General features: G+C 34.6%; 18 protein-coding genes. 6 read left to right on the top strand and 12 right to left on the bottom strand.

The genetic code is table 11. From position 1 onward, the window contains the following. The first annotated feature begins 94 nt into the window (after positions 1–94). Together A4F88_RS23925 and A4F88_RS23930 are read left to right on the top strand one after the other, a co-directional pair. Positions 95–808: an ABC transporter ATP-binding protein gene (locus tag A4F88_RS23925; protein ID WP_068845515.1), complete on the top strand. Its 714-nt coding sequence runs from the start codon at positions 95–97 to the stop codon at positions 806–808. A 2-nt stretch (positions 809–810) separates the two neighbouring features. Next, positions 811–3,234 (top strand): ABC transporter permease, encoded by a 2,424-nt coding sequence (locus tag A4F88_RS23930; RefSeq protein WP_068845518.1) that lies wholly within the window; start codon positions 811–813, stop codon positions 3,232–3,234. 71 nt (positions 3,235–3,305) lie between these two features. Here A4F88_RS23930 and A4F88_RS23935 read toward each other — a convergent pair whose 3' ends face one another. Together A4F88_RS23935 and A4F88_RS23940 are read right to left on the bottom strand one after the other, a co-directional pair. Next, positions 3,306–4,118, bottom strand: coding sequence for an SDR family NAD(P)-dependent oxidoreductase (locus A4F88_RS23935; protein WP_068845520.1), 813 nt, complete (start codon positions 4,116–4,118; stop codon positions 3,306–3,308). 139 nt (positions 4,119–4,257) lie between these two features. Then, positions 4,258–4,845, bottom strand: coding sequence for a TetR/AcrR family transcriptional regulator (locus tag A4F88_RS23940; protein WP_068845523.1), 588 nt, complete (start codon positions 4,843–4,845; stop codon positions 4,258–4,260). Between the two features lie 350 nt (positions 4,846–5,195). Here A4F88_RS23940 and A4F88_RS23945 point away from each other — a divergent pair, with 350 nt between their 5' ends. Beyond that, positions 5,196–5,684 carry a GNAT family N-acetyltransferase gene (locus tag A4F88_RS23945; protein ID WP_068845525.1) on the top strand — a complete coding sequence of 163 codons (489 nt, stop codon included), beginning with the start codon at positions 5,196–5,198 and terminating at the stop codon, positions 5,682–5,684. A gap of 5 nt (positions 5,685–5,689) precedes the next feature. Then, on the top strand, positions 5,690–6,175 hold the full coding sequence (locus A4F88_RS23950; protein WP_068845527.1) for a MarR family winged helix-turn-helix transcriptional regulator: 486 nt from the start codon (positions 5,690–5,692) through the stop codon (positions 6,173–6,175). Between the two features lie 62 nt (positions 6,176–6,237). Here the strand turns inward: A4F88_RS23950 and A4F88_RS23955 are convergent, their stop codons facing one another. Continuing rightward, a complete protein-coding gene (locus A4F88_RS23955; protein ID WP_068845529.1) occupies positions 6,238–7,350 on the bottom strand; it encodes a PepSY-associated TM helix domain-containing protein in 1,113 nt (370 codons plus the stop codon). A 503-nt stretch (positions 7,351–7,853) separates the two neighbouring features. Here A4F88_RS23955 and A4F88_RS25865 point away from each other — a divergent pair. Continuing rightward, a complete protein-coding gene (locus tag A4F88_RS25865) occupies positions 7,854–10,256 on the top strand; it encodes a TonB-dependent receptor (RefSeq protein ID WP_068845531.1) in 2,403 nt (800 codons plus the stop codon). 164 nt (positions 10,257–10,420) lie between these two features. Here the strand turns inward: A4F88_RS25865 and A4F88_RS23965 are convergent, their stop codons facing one another. The 8 genes from A4F88_RS23965 to A4F88_RS24000 all read right to left on the bottom strand — a co-directional run bounded on the left by A4F88_RS23965 (position 10,421) and on the right by A4F88_RS24000 (position 21,855). Next, positions 10,421–11,809, bottom strand: coding sequence for an AMP-binding protein (locus A4F88_RS23965; RefSeq protein WP_068845536.1), 1,389 nt, complete (start codon positions 11,807–11,809; stop codon positions 10,421–10,423). Between the two features lie 15 nt (positions 11,810–11,824). After that, on the bottom strand, positions 11,825–12,067 hold the full coding sequence (locus A4F88_RS23970; protein ID WP_068845537.1) for an acyl carrier protein: 243 nt from the start codon (positions 12,065–12,067) through the stop codon (positions 11,825–11,827). Positions 12,068–12,423: 356 nt separating this feature from the next. Further along, a complete protein-coding gene (locus A4F88_RS23975) occupies positions 12,424–13,830 on the bottom strand; it encodes an MATE family efflux transporter (RefSeq protein ID WP_068845538.1) in 1,407 nt (468 codons plus the stop codon). Next, positions 13,830–15,662 (bottom strand): IucA/IucC family protein, encoded by a 1,833-nt coding sequence (locus A4F88_RS23980; RefSeq protein WP_068845540.1) that lies wholly within the window; start codon positions 15,660–15,662, stop codon positions 13,830–13,832. The genes A4F88_RS23975 and A4F88_RS23980 overlap by 1 nt, the downstream gene beginning before the upstream one ends. A gap of 225 nt (positions 15,663–15,887) precedes the next feature. After that, the gene (locus tag A4F88_RS23985; protein WP_068845542.1) at positions 15,888–17,237 is read right to left on the bottom strand and encodes a lysine N(6)-hydroxylase/L-ornithine N(5)-oxygenase family protein; all 1,350 of its coding nucleotides are present in this window, start codon (positions 17,235–17,237) and stop codon (positions 15,888–15,890) included. Positions 17,238–17,253: 16 nt separating this feature from the next. Beyond that, positions 17,254–19,695 (bottom strand): GNAT family N-acetyltransferase, encoded by a 2,442-nt coding sequence (locus A4F88_RS23990; RefSeq protein ID WP_068845592.1) that lies wholly within the window; start codon positions 19,693–19,695, stop codon positions 17,254–17,256. Further along, positions 19,673–21,193, bottom strand: coding sequence for a pyridoxal phosphate-dependent decarboxylase family protein (locus A4F88_RS23995; protein WP_082815843.1), 1,521 nt, complete (start codon positions 21,191–21,193; stop codon positions 19,673–19,675). Before A4F88_RS23995 ends, A4F88_RS23990 begins: the two co-directional genes overlap by 23 nt. 29 nt (positions 21,194–21,222) lie before the next feature. After that, a complete protein-coding gene (locus A4F88_RS24000; RefSeq protein WP_068845544.1) occupies positions 21,223–21,855 on the bottom strand; it encodes a nitroreductase family protein in 633 nt (210 codons plus the stop codon). 270 nt (positions 21,856–22,125) lie between these two features. Here A4F88_RS24000 and A4F88_RS24005 point away from each other — a divergent pair, with 270 nt between their 5' ends. Further along, the gene (locus A4F88_RS24005) at positions 22,126–23,241 is read left to right on the top strand and encodes a Fe(II)-2OG oxygenase family protein (RefSeq protein WP_068845546.1); all 1,116 of its coding nucleotides are present in this window, start codon (positions 22,126–22,128) and stop codon (positions 23,239–23,241) included. Positions 23,242–23,399: 158 nt separating this feature from the next. On the opposite strand, the gene A4F88_RS24010 is transcribed toward A4F88_RS24005, so the two are convergent. Then, positions 23,400–23,834 (bottom strand): META domain-containing protein, encoded by a 435-nt coding sequence (locus A4F88_RS24010; RefSeq protein WP_068845551.1) that lies wholly within the window; start codon positions 23,832–23,834, stop codon positions 23,400–23,402. Positions 23,835–23,857 lie beyond the last annotated feature (23 nt).

Consider the following 23,857-nt stretch of genomic DNA (forward strand, 5'->3'; position numbering starts at 1 on the left):
TAGATTATGTTATCAATTATCTTAATTTAGGATCTGTTTTTTACTTCGGCAATAAAATTCTCAGAAAGAAAACAAACATCAAAAACAAATTATTATGATCAGGATTAAAAAGCTTTCAAAAACTTTTAGGACCGAAGAAGTAGAAACAAATGCTTTAAGCGAAATTTCATTAACCGTAAACGAAGGCGATTTTGTGTCGATCATGGGACCATCCGGAAGCGGAAAATCAACTTTGTTAAATATCATCGGATTATTAGACAGTGCTTCTGGCGGAAGTTATGAATTATTAGGACAGGAAATGATTGGGCTAAAAGAGAAATCAAAATCAAAAGCCAGAAAAGAGAATATAGGTTTCATTTTTCAGAATTTTAATTTAATCGATGAATTATCAGTTTATGACAATATCGAATTGCCGTTGATTTACAATAATATTCCATCATCAGAAAGAAAGAAAAAAGTAGAAAATATTGCCACGATATTAGGGATTTCACATCGTTTGAAACATTATCCGCAGCAACTTTCCGGAGGACAGCAACAACGTGTAGCTGTTGCAAGAGTTTTAATCAATAGTCCGAAAATTATTCTTGCCGATGAACCTACAGGAAACCTGGACAGTAAAAATGGAAATGAAGTAATGGAATTATTAACGGATCTTCATGCGAGCGGTGCTACAATTTTGATGGTGACGCACTCCGATTACGACGCTTCGTTTTCGCAAAGAACAATTGTTATGAAAGACGGAATCATTCTTTCTGAGAAAATGAACAATAGAAATGTAGATGTTTTAGTAACGAATTCAATAAATTAATCATGCTAAAGAACTGGATCAACATATTTATTTATCATATCAAAAACAATAAGCTTTTTACGGCTTTGAATGTTTTAGGATTGAGTATTGGAATTGCAGGATTAATTTTTGCCACTTTGTATTGGAATGATGAGCACTCTTATGATCAGTGGAATCCTAATAAGGATAAGATTTTTTTAGTTGCAAATAAAATGAATCCCACGACTTATTGGTCTGTCAGTTCAGCAGCAGTAGGATCTGCTATACAAACAATAAGCCCTAAAGTCGAATCGTTTTGTTATTTAAGTGGCAATTACGATGACGATATACTGTACTTTAACGATAAAAAAGTACAGTCTGACAAGATAACAATAGCTCAAAAAAACTTTTTTGAATATTTTCCTTATACGTTTATCGAGGGAAGTCAAAAAAATGCATTACCGGATGTAAATAGTATTTGTTTATCAAAAGATCTGGCTTATAAGCTTTTTGGAAACGAAACGGCTTTGGGTAAAAAAGTAATTTTGAAAAAGAAGGTTTTGATGGTCAGGGGCGTATATAAACTGGATGGAAAATCAGCCTATAATCCTTCTTGTGTAGTTAATTTTATGGATGAAAGAATACAGGCAAATATTCAGTTTTGGGGAAATTTTGATTTTATTTTATTGCTAAAATTAAAAAAAACTGAAGATCAAAAACGAGTAACCGGCAATCTGGAGAAGTTATATTTAGAAAACTTAACACTTCGCCGGGCAAAAGAGCAAGGCATTACTCCTAAAGAGTTTATTCGAAAATTTGGTGAAGTAAAACCTGTGTTAGAATCTTTATCATCAGTTCGTTTGCATACCAAAACGAGCGGTTTAATAGAAGCAAAAGGTAATCTGCAATTTTTACTTATTATGGCTGGATTATCAGTTTTAATCCTGTTGCTGTCTATTGTAAATTATGTAAATTCTGCTACAGCAGATGCTATAAAAAGAGCCAAAGAAGTTGGGGTTCGAAAGATTATCGGGGCTTCAAAATTTTCTATAATCCAGCAATTTATTTTTGAAACTGCTTTGATTTCGTTGTTTTCGATTTTAATATCGCTTGTTATTGTCGAGATTTCTTTACCATATTATAATACTTTTTTAGAGAAATCGCTTGTTCTGCAAAGTGGTCAGTTTTATTTGCAACTTGTGGTTATATTTTTTATAATTGTTGTAATGGCAGGAATATTTCCGGCTGTTTATGTTGCTAATTTTGAGCCGTTAAAAGTACTGAAAGGAAATTTTGGACGTAGTAAAAACGGGATCTGGCTTCGAAACGGAATGTTGATATTTCAATTTGGCGTGGCGGCTTTCTTCATTATCGGATCTTATATTGTTTATCAGCAAATAGAGCATATGAACTCAAAGGATTTAGGTTTTAATGGAAAACAAATCCTAAATATTTCATACAAAAATATTTATGGTCAAAACATTACGGATAAAGATCGATTAAACCAATATGATATTATCAAGAATCAATTATTGCACATAAAAGGCGTTAAAGAAGTTTCTGGTGGTGGTTTTGTTTTAGGATATGGCTCAAGATCTATTATATCCTATCAATATAAGGATAGAAGTATTGACGGGAACAATGTACCAATAGACTTTGGGTTGCTGGAAATGCTGAAAATTAAAATGGTGAAAGGACGTTATCTGAGTCCGAAATTTGCTCAGGATACCATAAATACCATGTTGATTAACGAGACCGCTTTAAAATTATTAAATGAAAAAAATCCAATAGGTAAAAAGGTAAACTGGAACGGCAAAGAAGTCATTATTGTGGGAATAGTAAAAGATTTTAATCTTTTAAATCCCGGTGAACCCATTCCGCCAATGTCTTTTTTGCATTTTAAAACAGTGCCCTGGTTTTCATCACTTTTAAATAATATTTATATCACAGCTGATTCTGAAAATATGCAGGAAACTTTAACAGATATAGAAAATCTCTGGACAAAAAAAATAGATACCGAATATCCGTTTTCATATGATTTTGTTGATAAAGGCTATAAAAGATCTTATAGTAATTATGTGAAACAGAAGAATCTTTTTTCTTTACTCAATGTCATTGTTATTATAATTGCCCTTTTCGGTTTATTTGCGCTGGCTTCATATTCCATCGAAAGACGAATGAAAGAAATTGCGATTCGAAAAACACTGGGAGCAGAAACGAATGTTTTATTAAAAGAACTTTGTAAACAATATGTGATCTTTAGTATAATTGGTTTTTTAATCGCTTTATTTCCGGTCTATTATTTACTAAATAAATGGCTGGAGAATTTTGCCTACAGAATTAGTATCTCAATTTATCCTTTTATAATTGGGTTTGTTGCTTTGTTGACATTAACATTATTAGTTGTACTTACAAGAGCTTATCAGGCTACCAGAATTAATGTTTTGAAGTATTTGAAATATGAATAGAATTTAAAATTTAAAAACCTCCAAAGTCAGTTGATTTTGGAGGCTTTAATTTTATTCAATGTTTTTATTAATTAACCATGTGCTGCTACAGAAACATCAGCCCATTCTTCCCATGTAGCCAGTTTTTGTTCGTAAGTTTGTTTGGCAAATGGTAAGGCAACTTTTCCTAAAAACAGACGTAGGGGAGGGTTTTCAGCTTCGATTAATTTAATAATTGCAGGAACTGTTGCGCTTATTTTTCCGAAAGAATCAGGATTATGGCCTTCTTCAATTGCTTTTTTGATTCCGTCATAAGCATCAATACGCTCGCTGTTAAATCCGTTACCCCAAATATCGGTAATATAACCGTTTGGTTCTACCAAAGTAACATTGATCCCGAATTGTTTTACTTCCTGAGCGAGTGTTTCTGTAAGACCTTCTACGGCAAATTTAGAGGCATTATAAAGACCTATGTTAGGTAAAGTGGTGATTCCTAAAATAGAAGAAACTTGTATGATATGACCGCTTTTTTGATTTCTCATAATAGGTAAAACCGCCTGAGTTAACCAAAGTGTGCCAAAAAAATTGGTTTCGAACTGTGCTCTGGCTTCTTTTTCGCTTGCTTCTTCTACAGCTCCGTTCAAAGCATACCCTGCATTATTAACCAGAATATCAATTCTTCCGAAATGTTGTCGTACTTTTTCTACTATTGCAAACGAATCTTCCCGCTTGTTTACATCTAGTGTTAAAGGCAAAATAGCATCACCATATTTTGCTTTTAAATCATTAAGCGTAGCTACATTTCTGGCTGCTGCCGCTACTTGATATCCTTTTTCTAAAAATGCTTCTGTCCAGGCTTTTCCAAAACCTTTAGATGCTCCTGTAATTAAAATTGTTTTTGACATTGTGTTATTTGTTTTAAATTATTGTGTTTGTTGTTTGTTGTTTGTTGTTTGTTGTTTGTTGTTTGTTGTTTGTTGTTTGTTGTTTGTTGTTTTGGGTTTTACAAAAGTGACTGATCGGTCATTTTTTTAATAAAAAAAATTAGAGTGTGTTTTCCTCTATAATTTTTTTTAATGTTTTTATTATGATTTTCATTTTATCATTATTACCTGATACTCTCGAAATGAGATGACCGCCTTCCATCATAGCAAACATAACGACTGCAAACTCTTTGGCATTCCATTCCGGTTTAAACTCTCCGTGAGCAATTCCTTTGTTTACACTATTAGCTAATAATTGTTGATTAGAGTTACAGCCTTTATTAATTTTTTCCTTTACAATCGGATTGGTATCGTCAGCCTCTGTCCCGAAATTCAATAACGGACAACCTCCGGCAAGTGGCGGATTTACAGGATCACTGAAAAAATCTATATACGTAAATAACTCTTCTTTTGCTGTTTTTGATCTGCTTAACTCAGCTTTAAGTTTGTCGCCCAGGATTTTCATATTATGATCGACAGCAGCGCAGGCAAGAACATCTTTATTTTCAAAATGAACATACATGCTTCCTTTAGACAATTTGGTAGCTTCCATAATATCACTCATAGCAGTAGCGGCAATCCCTTTTGTATTGAATATTGGCGCTGCTTTTTCTATGATAAATTGTTTGGTTTCTTCTCCCTTTGTCATGATCGATATCATTTTACAGGTACAAATATATGACCGATTGGTCATTTGTGCAAATTAAATTAATTTTTTATGATAAGTTTCACATTTTGAGGTTGATTATTTTGAGTTATTTTATTGGTTTGTAGGTGTTTATATCTTCTTTGCTTTTCTTATACAGATTTTGCAGGTTTAGCCAGACGTAAATCTAATCGCTTAACTCAATGGCTATGAATAAGTTTCTCATGTGTTTTTTATGCACATTTAAGACCGATATAAAACAAGCATTAAATGTAAAAGAAATCATAATTGCTGCAAAATATTTTTATTTATGTATTTAACTACGTAGTTTTGTTTAATAAAAAATATTGAATATGAATACAACTATTATTCCCATTGAAAATCAATACGAAGAAGCTATTGTTGATTTGATTTTAAACATTCAGCAAAAAGAATTTAATATTGCCATTACCATAAATGATCAGCCGGATTTACTTAATATAACTAACTTTTATTATGCTGACGGAGGGCATTTTTGGGGTGCTTTTATTAATGATGAACTGGTAGGAACAATTGCTTTAGTTAAATTTAGCAACACAGAAGCTGCGATTAGAAAAATGTTTGTAAAGAAAGAATACCGGGGAAAAGAGTTTGGTATTGCACAAAAATTATTAGACACTTTACTGGATTATTGCGCTGTAAATAAAATTGATAATATATATTTGGGAACAATATCAGTTTTAGAAGCTGCTTTACGTTTTTACGAAAGAAATCATTTTGTGCGAATCGAAAAAGACTCGCTTCCGGCTGCATTTCCGGTAATGAGTGCCGACAATGTATTTTGTCATTTAACCTTAAAATAATAGAGATGAACATTATAGACGAATCCGGAATTTTAGCTATTTCTACACGATTACAGCGTCTAAGCGAACAGCTGCGAAAAGATGGTGCATTGTTTTATAAATCGTACGGAATTGACTTTGAGCCCAAATGGTTTCCGGTCATTTATACGTTGTATCATAAAGAAGTTTTGAGTGTAGTAGAAATTGCAAATGAAATAGGGTACACACATCCATCTACTATTAGCCTTTTGAAAGAGCTGGAAAAACAAAAACTGATTCGTTCTAAAAAAGATAAGATCGATGAGCGTAAAAGACTTATTCAGCTTACTGCAAAAGGGCAGGAGCTTATTGAAAAAATGAAACCGGTCTGGGATGTAATGTCAACTGTTCTCAGTGAGATTACAGATAATGAGAACAATTTACTCCAGGCAATTAACGAAGCCGAAAAGAAGATCACACATCAGAGTTTTTTACAGCGTGCTTTGCAATTAAAAAGTGAAAATCAGGAATAACTAATTTGCTTATAAATTGGTTTATAAGCATTTTAGCATTCAAAAAATGTCAAAAGAAACAATTACGATTTTTTCTTTTTCTTCTTTCCTAACCAGATTAATAAGCCTGTAATAGGTAATGTCAAAGCAAAAAGACAAACTGAAAAAGCCAGTATTTTAGTCGGTAATCCGTAAATACTTCCTGTGTGAATAGGGTAGTTAAGACGTTTTAATTTGTCTCCTGTAGAAAATGCTTCATAGGGTCTTGCCTCAATTTCTTTAGCTGTATATTTATCAAAATAGGCAGCACTGGACTGATTTGGAATCGTTTTTTCGATATTTTCTTTCAGGACCAAAATACTGTTAATCGTATCAACAGGCATTCTGATTTGTATATTTCCGGTATACGGAAAAATACTGTCTGCTTTATCATAAATACTTTGATAAAAGGCAGTATTGTTTAGCTTAGGATCTATTTTTGTTGGATTTTTTACTTTGGCTGATGGTCTTTTTGTTGTTCCGTCTGCCAGCAAATAAACTCCGTCCTGAAACCAGTCAAAAGCAAAAGATAATCCGGTTAATGAGATAATTAATAATACTAAGAAACTGTAAAAACCAAAAGTCGAATGAAAATCCCAATTGACTCTTTTAAAAGAGCCGCTCCATTTTACAGTAAGTCTTTGCTTTAGGTTTTTTATCTTTTTTGGCCACCACAAAATAATACCCGATATAAGCATAAAAACAAAAATAAGACATGAGGTTCCCATAATTATCTGGCCTGTATCACCAAGCAATAATTGTCTGTGAAGGGATAAAACAACAACAAAAAAGCGACTTTCCTGTGGTGTTGTAGCCAGAACTTTCCCGGTATAAGGATCAATAGAAAAGAACTGAGCTTTTTTGTCAGAATCCTTTGCGAGAATCTGCATAGTTCGCGCAGGATCATTAAAGGTATAAATACGGGTTATTTTTTTTATGGAATATTGCTTCTGAAGGATATCTGTACAATAATCAATTGTTTTTTTAGTGGTTCCTATGGCAGATACATTATAATATTCTGGATTTATGGCTTTGTCAATTTCTTTTTCAAAAACTAAAATACTGCCGGTTAATGCAGCGATAAAAACAATTAAACCTGAACCAAGCCCCAGCCATAAATGCAGTAGACCAACATTTTTCTTAAATCCTTTCTTCATAATGTATACCAATTTGCAGATTTGTTTTATAGTCGTAAAATATATCTGAATTACAACTTATAAAGTGATCTGTAAAGATTCTTTTAACCTAATAATAGAAACACTAAAATTTCGTCGCAAATTTATGTTTATTTAGACTAAGTATGCAAAGTCTTAAGGGAATATTTAGTTAAGCTTTTAAGATAAAGGATAAAAAATAGGAATAAACATATAGAAAATTAAATTTGCAAGGGAATGGTGAAATTAAAAATGGGTTCTATTTTTTTTCTATGACTTTAAGCATACCATTTGACCTTATCTTTTGCTGACAAAGAAACTGACGTGAATTTTAAATATCTTTTACAGACTCAAAATGATAGTTTGTATGTGTTATACGATATGCTCAAATAACAATTCTATAGAATAAATAGAAATATTACTTGTTAAACGATTATTAATTTTTATTTTTGCACTGTTTTTATTGATTCTAAATAAAAACAAATACTAACCAAATTTAATAATCAATGAAATATTTTAGTTTAAAAACGCCACGGTTTTTATTTATTATGAGTTTTTTATTTTCTATATCATTCTCTTTTGCACAACAAACCAACGGAAAAATAAAGGGAAAAATAACAACTTCTGACGGAAAACCAGTTTCTGGAGTAACTATTACACTTAAAAACTCCAACTACAAAACCATAACCAACAGCAATGGAGGTTTTACATTTAATAAAGTTGCTGAAAACATTTATACTTTAGAAACCTCTTCGCCAAACTATGAAACTATCCAACAGCAAATTACTGTTGTAAATAATGAAACGGCAAATGTAAATTTAGTTTTAAAATTTTCAGGTAATGGCAATATAAAAGAAGTAGAAGAAGCTTCAGACAAAGGCGGCGATCAGCTGGATGAGATAATCGTTTCAGCAAGCAGAAAAGTAGAAACATTATCAAAAACGCCATCTTCGGTAACCGTAATCAACGCAAAAGATATTGAAGATTTATCTATAGTAAGTCCAAACATTGCCAATGTTGTCGCTTATGCAGTTCCGGGTTTAGGATCTGCAACTAATAATACAGGGAATTACGGACAAACTCTTCGAGGGAGAAATCCGCTGGTTCTTATAGACGGAATTCCGCAATCTACTCCGCTAAAATCAGCAGGAAGAGAGCTTCGTTCTATCGATCCTTCTGTAATTGAACGTATCGAGGTGATCAAAGGCGCAACGGCTATTTATGGTAACGGAGCTGATGGCGGACTGATTAATTATATCACTAAATCAGGCAAAACCGAAAAGAAATTTGCCGGATACAGCGAAGCAGGAACAACAGGAAACATAAAAGGAGACAGTACAGTTGGATACAGATTTAACCAGCAGTTTTACGGAAAAATTAAACGTTTTAATTATATGGTTGCCGGTACTTATGAAAAAACAGGTGTTTTTCGTGATGGAGAAGGACAGGTGATCTCACCGGAATATGGACTAGGAGAGACTAAAACGTATAATATTTTTACTAAAGTTGGTTACAATTTAACAAACAAACAAAGAATTGAACTGATGTATAATTATTTCAGTTCTAATCAGGATTCTGATTTTATCCTCAAAAATGGTGTTTACGGTGTATCTCCTGCCATTGGAATTCTCGGAAACAGACCCGGGGTTGACGAAGGAACACGATACAATCATAATGCGAACCTGCAATATGTAAACCGACAAATTTTTGGAAATACGTCACTTACGGCAAATGTTTATTTTCAGGATTTCTTAACGATATTTTCTAATTCTACTTTTTTCTACGGCAGTGGCCAGTCTCAGACAGCATCTGCGAAAAAAGGTTTAAGAGTTTATCTGAATTCTCCATTTACGGTTTCTTCAAACTTTACCGGAGATGTTACGTATGGTTTTGATTTACTTAATGACAAAACGAACCAAAAACTGGTTGACGGACGAGTTTGGGTTCCTAATATAAATATGGTTAATCTGGCTCCTTATGCACAATTATCAACTCAGTTGTTTGGCGACTGGACTGTAAAAGCAGGTTTGCGTGCTGAGAATATAAAGATAAATATCGACGATTATAATACCCTTGCGACAGGAGCAAACGGAGCGGGAAGTATTGCTGTAAAAGGCGGTGATCTTACTTATGATGCGTTTGTTTTTAATACCGGTATTCGATATTCGAGATTTAAATTCTTTAATCCTTTTGTGAGTTTTTCTCAATCTTTCTCTGTATTTGATCTGGGCCGTGTACTTACGAATGCTAAAGAAGATGCGATATCAAAATTACAGACAAAACCTATTATTGTAAATAATTATGAGGGAGGTTTTAGCAGCCAGTTAGGGAAATTTAATTTGAGTGCTGCTTATTATTTCAGTACTTCTAAACTTGGAACAAATCTGGTTCAGGTTGATGGTTATCTGGTGGCTGAACGTTTACCGGAAAGAGTATGGGGATATGAAGTACAGGCAGATTACCAAATCATCAAACAACTTACAATAGGAGGAAATTATGCTTATGTACAAGGTAGAGGTGATAAAGATTCTGACGGACATTTTTACGGAGATAATGATATATATTTAAAATCAAACCGAATTCCTCCGGTAAAAGTAACGGGTTATGCTAAATACGGTGATAAGAGATTAAATGTAGAATTATACTGGATGCTGGTTGGTGATCGTGATCTTTTTCAGCCTAATGCCAAAGGTGCTTATGCGATTGGAGAAGGACCAATAAAATCATTTAATTTATGGAATCTGGCTTCGGCTTATAAAGTAACAGATAGTATCAGGGTAAAACTTGGAATCGAAAATATATTCAATACAGATTATTATCCTACAACTTCTCAGTTCTATGGAACTAATGCAAATTATACCAGAGGAAACGGTACAAGATTTAACCTCGCACTTGGTTATAGCTTTTAAAAGATGGTAGAATAAAGAAGATTTTTTGTTTTTTTATTTGAGAGGTTTCTGGCGATTTTTTGTCAGGAACCTTTTTTTAATCCTAATTATCAAAATATTTTTTTGCTGCGAATGTGATTATAAAAAAAGGCTGCCAAAATTTTGACAGCCTTTTTAAATTGTTATCAGACAAGACTTTCCATTTCAAGCCATTCTTTAAGTATCGGGTAATTTACTTTTCCGTTAGCAGTAAGCGGTACATCTTGTATAGGCATTACTTTTAAAGAACTGGCATGCAGATTTAGCTTGGCTTTTAAAACTTTCAGAATTAATTCTTTGTTCAGGTTTGAATCTGTATACATAACAGCTAAATGTTTATCATTGATTCCTAAACAAATAAAAGTCTGTCCGCCCAAAGCATCTTTTAGAAGCAATTCTGTTTCATCGAGATTGAGTCGGACACCAAATAATTTTACAATTCGTTTTATTCGGCCTACAATATAATAATAACCTTCATCGTCGATTCTTGCTTTATCGCCTGTATGGAGTTTTTCCTGTTGTTCAAAAAACTGAAGATCTGATCTGATGTTAGCGTAACCACCAAATACATTTGGACCAATATAGATTAGTTCATCTGTTTCATTGTCGATTTCGAAACGTCCGTTTTTTACCGGCAAACCAATTGAAGTTCCTTTTCGTAATAAATCCTTTGGAGGCAGATAAGCCATTCTTCCGCAAGCTTCAGTCTGACCATATTGAGCAAAGAATAGTTTATCGAATTTTTTACTAAATTCAGCAATTGCTTCGATGAGTTTATGGTTTAGCATTCCGCCGGTATGCGTAAGATAACGGAGTGAAGGGTGATCTTTTTTGAAGAATCCAATACTGTACAGCATTTCATAAAAATAAGGAACACCACCCAGAGTAGAATATCCGTATTTTTTGAAATCTGACCAGAATTCTTTCTGAAAAGCATCTTTATCAGTACAAATAATCTGATTCGCTTTTATGCAATTGGTCGTAAAAATAGATAAGCCATACACAAAATTAATGGGCACATTCAATGGTACTACATCATCTGTTCGAATAGGCATATATTCCATAATAGACTTTGCATTCTGAACCAGATTTTCATCAGAAAGCCTGACGAATTTTGGAGAACCTGTTGTTCCGGATGTACTCAGTAAAAGTTTAATTTTAGCGTGTATCGGATAAATTAGATTTACATTTCGTTTGAACAAAACAATAGTATCTGAGGCATTTACCACGCTGTAACCTTCAATACTGGTACGTGTTGGATCATAGATATAATAAGGCGTATATTTTTGCTCTAAATTCTCCTTAAAATCCTCCAGCAATCCCATTCCTAATAAGGCTATTGTATACCTGCTCTGATAAAAATTCAGTAAAGCTTCAATTGCAGGTAACTGATTGTCATTGTAGATAAAAACCACCGAACGCAGGTTCTCGATATCCAGTGACTGATCCATTTCTGCAATAGATTTCGAAACTCCTGTACTGGAATCTGTAAAGGTCAGTTTTTCATTTTTCCTGATTAAATCGTATAGTTCCATAGGTTAAGGTCTATTCTAATTAATTTCAAATCCGTATTTTTTAAGGATATCTTTTATTTTTGCTACACTTCCCATTTCCAGAATATCTTCCATTTCGATAGCAATATCATAAGTACTTTCCAGTTCCTGAACCAGCACTAAATGGCTCATAGAATCCCATTCGGCTATAGCCTGATATTCTAACTGATCGTTTACTGCTTCAACAGGAATTTCAAAAGCTCTTGCAAATACTCCGTGTAATTGTTCTATTGTACTCATTTTTCTATTATTTAAATTAAATTGATTAAGGGTGTAATTATGTTTGTATGTGTTTGTTTTTTCATGTAGATTTTAAAAAGATTTAAGCAGATATATGTAGATAATTATCTCAAATTAAATCTGCTGTAATCTCTGAAATCTGCGTGAAATAAAAACTTTTAAATTATGTATTATGATAGCTGTCGCTCCGCTGGAGCTTTGGGAAACATGGCATTATAAATTTTCTATAAACAGGGTACTCCTCCGGAGCTTTTAATACATGTTAAGTCCCATTGGGACGTAATCTTTATAGAAAATCAAGTAGCTGTTTCGTTAAACCCCAGCGGGGTGACATATTATCTGTTGAATAACTTTTATTAAACTTTGGTATGTTTCCATTTTCCTTTTCGGAAAACAATTATACAGGCAACTGCAAGTACAATTTCAGAAACCAGAATGGCTGTAAAAACCCCGTTTGATCCCAGTTCAAAAGAAATTCCCAAGGCATAGGCAAGAGGGATCTGAACAATATAAAACATCAGGATATAAAGCCAGGTTACCACTTTGACTTCGCCTGCCGCATTAAGTGCTCTTGAAATGACCATGGTATAACCCAAAAGAATATAAGCCATGGAGATAAAATGAATATATCTGGTACTAAAAGAAATGACTTCCGGAATATCTGTAAAAATTTTAACCACCGGAACGGCAAGAAAAATCCAGGAGATTCCAATCAAAACCAGAAAACCCATATTCAGCATTCCTGCTCTCCAGACTGATTTTTCGGCTCTTTCAGGTTGTTTAGCCCCAAGATTTTGTCCGGTTAATATTCCGGCTGCATTTCCAAGTCCCCACGCGGGCATTGTGGCAATAGAGGTAACTCTTTGTGCGAGAATATATCCTGCCAGGGCATTAGGACCAAAGTGGGACATAATTTTAATCATGAATACCCAACTTGAAGCAGGAATGATAAACTGAACCGTACCACCAAAAGCTAGTTTTAGTACTCGTTTAAAAATAGCCAGCTGAAAAACCAATTGTGCCATTCCGATTTTCATCACCGTTTTGCCTCTTATAAGAAACCATGCCTGATACAATACGCCAATAATTCTGGCAATTAGAGTAGCTAATCCTACACCCAGTAAACCATAAGCGGGAATTGGTCCCCAGCCAAAAATAAATACAGGACATAAAATGATATTCAGGGCGTTAGAAAGCCAGAGTATTCGCATGGCAGTTGAAGCATCGCCCGCTCCGCGAAATATTCCGTTTATTACAATTCTTAGAATCAGGAATCCGCTGGAGGCAAACATCACGACACCATAATCAGTTCCTTCCTGAACCATAGCATCAGAAAGTCCCATGGCACTCATAATATCGGTGGTCCATACGGAACAAACAACACTAATGAGTATGGCAATTGGGGTTGTTACATAAATAACCTGCATTGCAGTCTGACCTGCTGCCTTGAATTTTTTTTCTCCAATTCTTCTCGAAATCATAGCTGATGCTGCAATACCAAGACCTATCGAAACAGAATAACAAAAGGTGATAAATGTTGTGGTAGCGCCCGCTATAGAAATAGCATTCGTACCTAATCTGCTTACGAAGAAAAGGTTGGAGCATACAAATAAAGATTCCATCAGCAACTCAGCCACCATAGGCACTGACAATAAAATAATGGTTTTATTGATGCTGCCTGAAGTAAAATTACTTTCAGTTCCTGCTAAAGAACGCCTTAAGAGGCTAAAGAAAGAGCGTGTTTTTAAAATTGCTTCTTTCATTAGTTTTCTTTTTCTATTAGTAACTCTTCTGCTATTAACTGATGTAAGGGATTAGGAATAAAACCACTTTTTTTCATGTGCGGAAAACCGGCCGTTTCTTCATAACCATTATATAAACGTCGGCTGTTAAAAATAAGACGCTTAAATTCCGGAATGAATAAATTGTATTTATCAAACATATCCTTAAGTTCCGGATGTTCCTGTTGATACTCTAAAATGATATCATGAACACAATTCCAAAAAGAAGCTTCAGAATAGTTCATAGTTGTAATTAATGTATCGCTTAAATACCTGAAAAAAGCATCAAAAACAGCGATAAGAATGGTTAATGGTGCGTTTTCCGGATTTGGAGAAGCTACAAACATATTCTCTATAAATTCTTGCGGAAGTTTTTTCTTTCCTTCTTCATTAATTAAAATATCTCCCACAAAGTCCTGTAAAGCGATGCGTGTTGGAATGTAATCTTTTAAAATAAGAATCACATTTTGTCCGTGAGGATCTATGCATAGAGCATGTTGGTAATAGATTTGAAGCACAGGTTTTAGATAAGCTGTCATATAAGCTTTTAACCATTGTTCTGTAGAAAGTCCGGATTTTTCTATCAGTTCTTCAACAAGACTTTTGCCATGATCGTCTACATAAAGCAATGCTGCCATGGTCATTAAATTTTCTCCGTGTTTTAGAAAGTTAACCGGACTCTCACGCCACATTGCACCCAGATATTCATTGTACTGATAGGGCGGATTTACAATTTTACTATAACTTGGATGTGTATAGGTAACAGAAACGGTTTCGCCCAAAAGAACAACGCCCATTTTTTGTAAATGCTCGTCTTTTTTAAGGATATCTTTTAGATATTCGGTAAGTCGTGGTGCGATCGATAACTGCCTTGGACATAAACCTCTGATATGGCTTGTGTTTAAAATAGACATCGATGTTTTTACATAATGTTTGTTGGGTTTGCTCTGATTAAAAAAGGTTCGAATACTTTGCTGCGGACTGTAAATATCTTCTGTTAATTCTAAAGGAATAAGATTTTTGGCGGCAATATCATTTGCAAACTGCATAACAAGTTTGTTTTGCCATTGCCATAAGTGCACAGGAATAAAAATATAATCTTCCGGATTAACTTTTGATTGTGACAGCTTGTCTTTGAATGCGGCTATTTTTTCATGACCAATTTCATCTTCATAAAAAGAATGTTCGCTCATACTGGTTTGCAAACGTAAAGTGGCTCTTTTTTTATGGGCTGCAATCCAGACCAAACGAGTTTTTTGACCGGATTCAGGCGTGTAATCTTCATAATCTTTAGAGTCAAAACCAATACGGCCTTTGTTTACAATTACCCACGGATGTCCGTCAAGGCTGTGTTCTATTGTCTGAAAATCGGCATCTGCCAGTTTTGCTGCAGACAAACGACGTTTAGAGTGAATAAAAGCATCAGCATATAAAGTATGCAATAGTTCCTCAATATAATGAGCAAGAGTAAAAGAATTGATGCCAAAAGTTTCCTGAAGTTCTATAAAAAAATTAGGAACATCGATACGGTCCTGTTTCAGTTCGTCTTCGATTTTATAAATGCTTTCTTTTACAATATGCCAGTAATTCAGGAATCTTGGATAAGCAGAAAAACTGTAATAAATATTCTCTTTATCAGTTTCAAGTATAAAATGAGTAAGACCATTTTCCTCACGGTTAATTATTTGTGGTTTTGCCACATCTTCGCGCATTAATTCTGCAATACTTTTGGCCAGCAGGTTTCGGTTTACCTGATCCCAAATTGCGCCGTAGAGATGTTGTGCGTCTTTGAATGTATTTTCTGGGGTTGTCATTCTAATGTTGTTATTAAAATCTAATTATTTAGTTGCTTGTTTAATTCCATAATCTGTAATTGATTTTAACACATAGAAACATAGGTTTTGAACTGTAAAAAAGATGTTTCACTTATTTAAAATGCACAGAGCTTATCTTGCTATGTGAAAGAAATGTATCTCCTTTTTTATTCTGCATTTAAAATCTATGTTTCCGGGTGTTTAATAAAAATTTTGGGAATTGCATCAAATGGATTGTTCGTCTATAAGTTCCATAACATCTGCCGGAGCGTAGGCAGCGGTTTCTTTTTGTACCCCAAATTGCTGGAAAGCAATTCGTTTTTCGACTTTATAAACTTCACGATTTGCAAGCTGGTTAATGATGATCGAATTTCGGTAAGCACCCATTCCTAAATCAGGAGTAGACAGACCGTGAGTGTGCAGCTCTGCATTCTGAACAAAAATGTCCGTTCCGTTTTTATCGATTGTATAATTACGGTGTACATTCAATAAACCATTTTCGAGACGATTGATCTTTCCTTGAATTCCGGATAAAATTTCAGGTTCTTTGTACTTATAACCAGTAGCCAGAATAACATAATCGCTTTGATCTTCATACGGTTCTTCCAGTTCAGTATGTATAAAATCCATAGTATAAGAACCATCAGTTGTTTCGTTTACAGAAGTAAGGCGCAGATTCGAACGCAATTCTACATTCAGCGGCGTATCTTCTAAACTCATCTCATACAAACTATCAAAGATTTCGTTTATTAATTCCTGATCAATTCCTTTATAAAGTCCGTGTTGTCTGGCCAAAAGCTGTCTTCGTTTTTCATCAGATAAACTATAAAAGTGATCGACATATTCCGGAGAAGTAAGCTCCAGTGTTAGTTTGGATTTATTATCAAGCGGGAAAAAGTGAGAAGAACGTGTAAACCATTTTAATTGTAAACCGTTTTCAGTATCAGGCAAAAGATCACGAAACACTTCTGCTGCACTTTGTCCGGAACCTATAATAGTCACCGAAGCATTTTTAGGAATATGGGATTTAAAATAAAGGTATTTCGAAGCGTGAATGACATTTGGTAAAGCTTCGTCATCAATAAACTCCGGAATATGCGGTGAAGTTCCTGTTCCCAGTACAATTTTATGTGCATAATAAGTCGAGGTTATACAAGTCTGAGTATTGATTACCATAATTTTATATACACCATCAACATGGTCAACCGAAACTACTTTATGAGAGAATTTACAATTGGTAAGCTGCGAAGCCACCCATTTGCAATATTCATTGTATTCTCTTCTGTAAATAAAGAAGTTTTCACGAATATAAAATTTATAGATACGTCCGCTTTGTTTAATATAGTTTAAAAAGCTATACTTATTTGACGGATCAGCCATCGTAACCAAATCTCCTAAAAACGGAACCTGAAGTGTGGCATTGTTTAGCATAAGTCCCGGATGCCAGTCGAAACCTTCTGCCTGATCAAAGAATAAAGCTGATAGCTCTTCTACCGGTTCGATAAGAGCGGCAAGCCCTAGATTAAAAGGACCAATTCCGATTCCGATAACTGAATATATTTTTTCTGTACTCATTTTTGTTTGTTATAAATTAAAGTTGAGGTGATGAAACGGTGTTGTTTTGAAAATCTTTGGCAGCAGGAAATTTGGCCCAATACCATTCTCTGTAACAAAAGTTTAGATTGGCTTTTTTATGTGGCATTTCGATTACCTTTTCGATTTTAAAACCTACATGCGCTTTATTCATCATTGATGCAATCGAGTCAACAGAACCTTCGCCAACCATTTTACCAACTTTTGGCTCTGCCAGTACAAAATCCATCATCGATTGTGTTGCAGGCGAACCGTATTTTAATTTAGGATCAACAGGGGCTATAAACTGATGTGTTCCGTAATCTGAAGGCAATACTTCATAATAATCGCCCACAATATCACGACTTGCCCAATATACCTCGATATTAAAAGTGGCAACACCATTTGCTTCTCCGATATAACTATGAGAATGATCTCCCGGAAGCAGCATTCTGTAATAGCTTTCTAATTCGCGAATTGGCCAGTTCATTTGCCATATTTTCAGTGCATGTTCACGATGAAACCATTCATGAAGCATCTCCAGATCTTTATCAATATCAACCGGACGCAGTGTTATGGTTACATTTTCTTTTTCAAAAAAACGACTGAATACGGTGTTGTGGTCTTTTGGCTGAATTAGTTTTTTAGAGAAAAAATGCTTGTTTAAAGGATTTGGATATTTCTTGTACACTGCCGGATTGGTTCTCGGAGCGCTCGCTTCATCCATATTGTTCAGGCTTGTTAGCAAGTTTCCTTTTACGACCAGCTTAACACTGTTTGTAAAATGAGCTACTAGACCTGTTGTATCTGATTCTTCCTGCTCTTTTATAGCTTCATAGATCAGATTAAGAAGCGTGATTTCGTCTGCAAGTTTATTTTTGCCCAAAACATTTACAATTCCAAACAAATGGTTAACTAACAGATAATATCCCCAGAAATCAGTAATTCTGCTTTCGGCTATAAAAGACCTGCTTTCTTTTCCAAAATCAGGAATAAATTGTTCCAGTTCTTCGACTTTTCCCTGACGGAAAAAATAGCCCTGATTGTCTCTGAAGTACATTTTTGAAGGAAAAAGATCGTCATCAAATTCAACAAGCATATTCTGCTGATGAAACTCTGATCCAAATCCGTATTTATTAAAAATACCAACCAAAGGTGTAATACTAATATTTAGATATTGTTTAAACCAGGAAAGGGCAGTATCTGTTGCCAATGCATTTTGTCTTTTGGCAGCTTCCTGAATGAGATTAAGGATTCTTGGTGATTCGCCCAAAATTCCATCCTGACATAAAGAAGCTACCATTGTTACATTTTTGCTGGCATTTGCACCATGAAACGGGTTTTGTCGTATACTGGTGCTAAAACCGTCAATAATTTTATCTTCATACGTAACGGCAATAAAAGCAGGATCAGTGATGAGTTGTATTTGAGGATATTCTTTACGGATATTATCTCCCCATTCTGTTTTCATGAGCTGTGCAGCATCATAACCACGGTTTAATTCATGAAGATAATTGACACGGAACGAATTCGTAATTTTAACATGAAGAGAGAATTTGTACATCCATTCGCTTTCGGCATTATAAACAGTACGAACAGAAGAGGTTGCTGTATACGAAGGACCAAACTGACCCAAGCTAAAGAGAAGTTGCTTTGCCTGCATTTCTTTTACTTCCTTTTGGTCTAAAAGATAATTCGCTTCCCATGGATGAACAGGAACTACTTTGTATTGTGTGTAAAAATCCAGTAATTCTTTAGTGTGTTTATCAGCATATTTTGAGATTTCTTCTCGTAAATAATGAGTGATCAGATAATCTTCGGCACTTTTTTCTATTACATTTTCAGGGTGAATCAGGAAAAAATGTAGCGAAAACTGACCTCCGGTTTCCGGCGAATATTTTACAAGTTCTTCTTTACTAAAACCTTCTCTGCTTTTAGGTAAAGGATGAACGGTATGTCCTAAAATCAAAGATTGTTCTGATTCGATAAAGGTTTGCTCCGGACTATTTGCCGTATGTTCACTATTTTGATAATGCTCGAGATACAATGCGAGGTTATCGATACTGTTTTGCATTCTTTTTTGCGTAGGCACTGCATCAATATCCGGATAATCTGCTTTGGCATAAGCACTGACAAGCTCAAGAAACTCCATAGGATTTAGTTCTTTAAACTCATCTGTAACAGTATTGCGTGCTACAACCGGAAAACTAAAAGAATGAACACCACTTTCTGAAAAGTAAGTCAAAGGAGCAAAAACTTCCTGACCAATAGCAGTAAAATCAAACCTTAGAAAAGAGCTATGCTCTATTGTTTGCATAAAATCAGCCAGAGTCTGATCGTATTTCGGAATACCTTCGTAGCGGCTCCAATTGCTAAACTCCCTGCAATAACAATTGAGCAGCGATTTAAAATTTACCTGTTCTGCCAGTTGGTTAAAATTAGTTAAGTCTGTGGTATTCATTTCCATTTTGTTTTATGAGGTTAAGAATGTTTTTAATATCATTTAGGGTTGTAAGCGGATTAAAAATGGTAAACTTCAGGTAGAATTCGCCGTTTACTTTAGTGCTGGCTACTAAGACTTCGCCGCTAAAAAATAGTTTTTCTTTTATATACTGATTGACTTTACATGAGTTAGATTCAGCAGGACCATCAAGATATCTGAACACCAGAACGCCCATATCAGAATGGCATAAAAGCTCAAAATTCTGATCAGATTCGATATATGCTGCTGTTTTTTGAGTGGTTTCAATGATCGTATCAGTATACTGACCTAACTTTTCTTTACCCAGATAACGAAGCGTAAACCACAGTTTCAAAGCATCAAAACGGCGGGTACTTTGTATAATCGATTTGTTGATTTGAGCCGGAAGTGCATCGTAGTTTTGCTCTTTTGGATTCAAATAATCAGCGTGATGCTTGATAATGTTAAGATGAAGTTTGTTTTTTACAATAAAAGCACTGCTGCTTATAGGCTGAAAAAATGATTTATGATAATCGATTGTTACAGAATCTGCCAGTTCGATACCGTTTAAAAGATGTCTGTGTTTATTGGTCAATAAAAGTCCGCAACCATAAGCAGCATCAACATGAAGCCATAAATTATTGCATGAGGCAATATCAGCAATAGCTTTTAGAGGATCAACATTTCCAAAATCAGTAGTGCCGGCAGTAGCCGTAATTGCAATTGGAATATTGCCTTTTTCTATTTCCTGAGCAATAGCTTTTTCGAGTTGTTCAGGATCCATTCGATACCTTTTGTCAACACCAACATGTACAATAGCCTGTTCTCCCAAACCTAAAATCCACGCATTTTTATGATTGCTGAAATGTGCTTTATCAGAAACAAAAACTCTGAATCTTGATGCATCCGGTGGAAGTCCGTCAAGTTTGATGTTCCATTTTTTATATTCTAAAGAATAAAAATCACGTGCCAGCAGCAGTCCCATTAAATTACTTTGAGAACCTCCTGCAGTAAAGATTCCGTCGCCTTGTGTATACCCGATTTGCTCACTTGTCCAGTCAATAAGTTTACGCTCCATAAAAGTTCCTCCTGCGCTCTGATCGTAGGTATCCTGAGAGGAATTAATGGCGCTTATAAGAACTTCTGCCGCCAATGCTGGTATTACGACAGGACAGTTGAGATGCGCAATATATTCCGGCAGGTGATAAGCAGTAGCATGGTTGACATACAATTCGTCTACTTCGTTAAGCAGGCTTTCGTAATCGGGCAGAGGAGAGTTAAAATCTATTTCTTCGACTTTAGATCTAATAGCTTCCGGTTTGATTCCGCTAAAAGGTTTGCGGTTGTTTTTCAGAAAATTAGATACACGTTCCTGTGCCAGTTGAACAGCCTGAGCATATTCTGTACCTGAATTTTGATGAAAAATATCTTTGTAAAAATCCTGGTCTGGCAAGAGCGCTTTGTCAGACACTTCTTCATTGATCAATGTGGTATTCATAAAATAAGTATTTAGGGGTTTAGTTACTATTATTCGAGATAAGTCACCTTTTTGGATAAAGGTGTTCTCTTTTTGCGGGACGTTTTTAAATCTTTTGGGTAATATCCCAGATAAAGAAGTCCTAATGATTTTTCATTCTCTGCCAAATCAAACTGAGCCACATAATCGATTGCTACTCCTTTGATACTCCAATAACTACCAATCTTATGAGCTGTGCAGGTAAGGGCTATGTTTTGCACTGCAGATGAAACGGCTGCTATTTCTTCCCATTCGGGCAGGTTAATTTTGGTATTGCGAACCATAATTACGCCAATAAGACAAGCAGCATTTAACGGATAGTTTTCGAGATAACTGAGTTTCTCTTTTTGGGCTTCGATAGATAAATCAGGATAGAAGTCTTTGTAATAATGAGCCATATAGGCACCATAATGTTTTAAATATTTACCTCTAAAAACAATAAATCTCCAGGGCTCTGTCATTTTATGATTTGGAGCCCAGGTGGCATTAATCAGTATTTCTTCGAGTAATTTTTCGGGCAGTTCTTTGCTGATAAACTCATTGGCGTAAATGCTTCTTCTGTTCCGAATATTCCTCGAAATTTTTTTTAGTTTATCAGATGAATCTGACTCCTTGATTTTACTGGGGTCATTCTTAATTTTCATATATTTTTGAAATTTTTTTAAGAAAAATCTTTTTATTTAGAGTAATAAAAAATATATTTGTAAGTAATTATTATTTAGAACAAATAAAAATAGTGCAGAACAAATGTATAAATTAATCTTAATAAAAAAAATAAATCCGAAAAAAAATATACGAATGCCCGTACATATAGGTATTTGATCTTTTGGGTTTGTTTTTGTATTATATTGATTTTTAATAATTTATTTAAATTTAAACCCCATCTTTTAATAACTAAAAAACGAATTAAAAAAATGAGATCACAATCAACAATTGCAGAAGAAAGAGCTGTAAAAAATATTTTAAATTTCGATATTCCTACAAAGCCATTAATTATAGAAATAACACCCCAGGAAAGGAATATTTTATCGAATGTTGGTAATCTTTTAGTAAAAGCATTTGAGCATTATGAAAACCCTGATTACATAGCGGCACTTCATTTGCACGCCTTTCAATTGCTTCCGGAACGAATCAGCCGAATCTTGAGTCAGTTTGGAACAGATTTTTCAGCAAATCAATATGGGGCTCTTGTTTTTAAGGGACTTTTAGAGGTAGATCAGGAAGATTTAGGACCAACGCCTCCAAACTGGCAGGGCGCTGATCATGAAAAGCTCAACAAATACGGGTTTATTTGTTCGCTGCTTCATGGTGCTGTTCCTTCGAAACCGGTACAATATTATGCTCAAAGAAAAGGAGGAGGGCTTTTGCATGCGGTTATTCCTGATGAAAAAATGGCTACAACACAAACAGGATCAGGATCCAAAACAGATTTGTATGTTCATACAGAAGATGCTTTTTTACTCAATCAGGCTGATTTTTTAAGTTTTCTGTATTTAAGAAATGAAGAAAGAGTTCCATCAACATTATATTCTATTCGTTCGCATGGAAAGATAAATCCGGTTATGGAAAAATTATTTGATCCGATTTATCAGTGTCCAAAAGATGCCAATTATGATGATGAAGCACTTATTCCGGGACCAACGGCTTCTGTTTTGTACGGAAATAAAGAACTTCCTTTTATTCGCTTCGATGCTGCCGAACAAATATTCAACGAAAATGCCGGACAAACTCCTGAAGCACTTTATAATCTGACTGAATTCTGGAACGAAGCAAAGGAACTTATCAATAGTGATTATATTCCTAATTCCGGCGATGTGATTTTTGTAAACAACCATTTATGTGCCCACGGCCGTAGCGCTTTTGTTGCCGGACAGCGCGAAGAAAATGGAAAAATAGTAAAATGCGAACGCCGTCAAATGCTCAGAATGATGAGTAAAACCAGTTTAATTCATATCAGATCTGTAACCCAGACTCATGATCCGTATTTTATTATGGAAGATCATTTAGGAAATGTCTTTGATCTGGCTTAACCTAATATAAAGGTATTGAGTTCGTAATAGTTTTTATTACAGACTGTATCAAACAAAAACTCCAAATTCTCATTTGAATTTGGAGTTTTTTATTGTATTATTTTATTATGATGATAGCTTGTAAAATGTTTAATTTTAGGTAATTATCAGCATTAATATTATTTGTTCACTTTTTTGAATCTCATCATTGGCACCTCATTCATCAATAAATTAAGTTTGCCATCTTTATCGATAGAGTAGGCGTTAACTTTTTTAATCGTTTGTAAAAAAGTCTGCTCTCCGCCACCTTCGCAAAACATTAAAGTAGTCGGGCCTTGTTCTCCAAACGAAAGTGATTTTCCTTTTAGGGTATAAGGAGCGCTATATCCGTTACAGCCCGCATTTCCGAATACCTGTTTGGCAGCTTCGTCAAATTTTATAAATGGTTTTTTGTCAGGATATAAACCTTCAAAAGCAATACGCGGACCGGTAATATATTCCAGTTCCCAGCTTGTATTGTAAAGATCTGCATTTTTTGGAGTGTCTTTCATCGTTTTACAGGAGTTAAAAGATAAAGCTAAAATTGAAACGAAAAGTAGTACGTAATTTTTCATATTTTAAGATTTTAGAACATAAA

It is taken from the genome of Flavobacterium chilense (assembly GCF_001602525.1).
In the GTDB taxonomy this organism is placed as follows: Bacteria; Bacteroidota; Bacteroidia; order Flavobacteriales; family Flavobacteriaceae; genus Flavobacterium; species Flavobacterium chilense.

Coding starts and splice junctions, on each gene's coding strand:
- A4F88_RS23985 (WP_068845542.1), bottom strand. CDS start 17,237: ATGAGTACAGAAAAAATATATTCAGTTATCGGAATCGGAATTGGTCCT.
- A4F88_RS25865 (WP_068845531.1), top strand. CDS start 7,854: ATGAAATATTTTAGTTTAAAAACGCCACGGTTTTTATTTATTATGAGT.
- A4F88_RS23950 (WP_068845527.1), top strand. CDS start 5,690: ATGAACATTATAGACGAATCCGGAATTTTAGCTATTTCTACACGATTA.
- A4F88_RS23945 (WP_068845525.1), top strand. CDS start 5,196: ATGAATACAACTATTATTCCCATTGAAAATCAATACGAAGAAGCTATT.
- A4F88_RS23930 (WP_068845518.1), top strand. CDS start 811: ATGCTAAAGAACTGGATCAACATATTTATTTATCATATCAAAAACAAT.
- A4F88_RS23925 (WP_068845515.1), top strand. CDS start 95: ATGATCAGGATTAAAAAGCTTTCAAAAACTTTTAGGACCGAAGAAGTA.
- A4F88_RS23955 (WP_068845529.1), bottom strand. CDS start 7,350: ATGAAGAAAGGATTTAAGAAAAATGTTGGTCTACTGCATTTATGGCTG.
- A4F88_RS23940 (WP_068845523.1), bottom strand. CDS start 4,845: ATGACAAAGGGAGAAGAAACCAAACAATTTATCATAGAAAAAGCAGCG.
- A4F88_RS23935 (WP_068845520.1), bottom strand. CDS start 4,118: ATGTCAAAAACAATTTTAATTACAGGAGCATCTAAAGGTTTTGGAAAA.
- A4F88_RS23990 (WP_068845592.1), bottom strand. CDS start 19,695: ATGAATACCACAGACTTAACTAATTTTAACCAACTGGCAGAACAGGTA.
- A4F88_RS23965 (WP_068845536.1), bottom strand. CDS start 11,809: ATGGAACTATACGATTTAATCAGGAAAAATGAAAAACTGACCTTTACA.
- A4F88_RS23995 (WP_082815843.1), bottom strand. CDS start 21,193: ATGAATACCACATTGATCAATGAAGAAGTGTCTGACAAAGCGCTCTTG.
- A4F88_RS23975 (WP_068845538.1), bottom strand. CDS start 13,830: ATGAAAGAAGCAATTTTAAAAACACGCTCTTTCTTTAGCCTCTTAAGG.
- A4F88_RS23980 (WP_068845540.1), bottom strand. CDS start 15,662: ATGACAACCCCAGAAAATACATTCAAAGACGCACAACATCTCTACGGC.
- A4F88_RS24000 (WP_068845544.1), bottom strand. CDS start 21,855: ATGAAAATTAAGAATGACCCCAGTAAAATCAAGGAGTCAGATTCATCT.
- A4F88_RS24005 (WP_068845546.1), top strand. CDS start 22,126: ATGAGATCACAATCAACAATTGCAGAAGAAAGAGCTGTAAAAAATATT.
- A4F88_RS24010 (WP_068845551.1), bottom strand. CDS start 23,834: ATGAAAAATTACGTACTACTTTTCGTTTCAATTTTAGCTTTATCTTTT.
- A4F88_RS23970 (WP_068845537.1), bottom strand. CDS start 12,067: ATGAGTACAATAGAACAATTACACGGAGTATTTGCAAGAGCTTTTGAA.